The 629-nt window shown below is 42.0% G+C and carries 2 protein-coding genes; both read right to left on the bottom strand.

What is annotated here, in order from left to right; translation table 11 throughout:
- Positions 1-22: 22 nt before the first annotated feature.
- Positions 23-358, bottom strand: coding sequence for a Sec-independent protein translocase protein TatB (gene tatB / locus A3738_RS27325; protein WP_068481743.1), 336 nt, complete (start codon positions 356-358; stop codon positions 23-25).
- A gap of 10 nt (positions 359-368) precedes the next feature.
- Positions 369-590, bottom strand: a complete 222-nt coding sequence (gene tatA, locus A3738_RS27320) for a Sec-independent protein translocase subunit TatA (protein WP_068481740.1) — start codon at positions 588-590, stop codon at positions 369-371.
- Positions 591-629: the final 39 nt, after the last annotated feature.

Genomic DNA, 629 nt, shown 5'->3' with positions numbered 1-629 from the left:
GGCGCGCTTGAATCGTTGTCGCTCATACTTCTTTACTTGGTGCGGTTGAAGATTCCAATGGCTGACTGGTGCTAAGGCTTTCTTTTTCAACGTCGGCTAATGCTTGCGAAACTGTCTGATGAATTTTGTTTGCATCATCATTGATATCCAAGCTGTTGCCTTGTTTTTTAAGTTGCTCTCGAAGTTCTTCTATTTCTACCTGACGATCAATTTCTTGAGAAAGTGTGCTGGTTAGTCGTCGAGCTTTGCCAATCCATTTGCCAATTGTCGCGGCTGCTTTAGGAAGACGCTCTGGCCCCAGGACGAGCAGCGAAATAATGGCAACGATGATAATTTCAAGAAAGCCAATATCAAACATAGGTGTTTATCTATGCCTTGTTATTGTCTGAATTTGTTTTTTCAGCTTTAACGTCGATCACGTCATCATCTTTCTTATCAAGCGGTTTAGCTTGCTCTTCGTCTTTCATTGCTTTTTTAAAGCCTTTTACTGCGCCGCCAAGATCTCCGCCCATATTGCGAAGTTTTTTGGTGCCGAATATCAAGGCAACAATCACTAAAATAATCAGTAGCTGAGTAGGGCTGATTCCCATATTAAGACTCCTTCTTACGTTGAGCTTTTTCTTCTAAGC

The organism is Oleiphilus sp. HI0066, from assembly GCF_001635725.1.
Note: the sequence above shows the minus strand (reverse complement) of the source record. Positions and strands in the feature narration are given on the sequence as shown.

Coding starts and splice junctions, on each gene's coding strand:
- tatB (WP_068481743.1), bottom strand. CDS start 358: ATGTTTGATATTGGCTTTCTTGAAATTATCATCGTTGCCATTATTTCG.
- tatA (WP_068481740.1), bottom strand. CDS start 590: ATGGGAATCAGCCCTACTCAGCTACTGATTATTTTAGTGATTGTTGCC.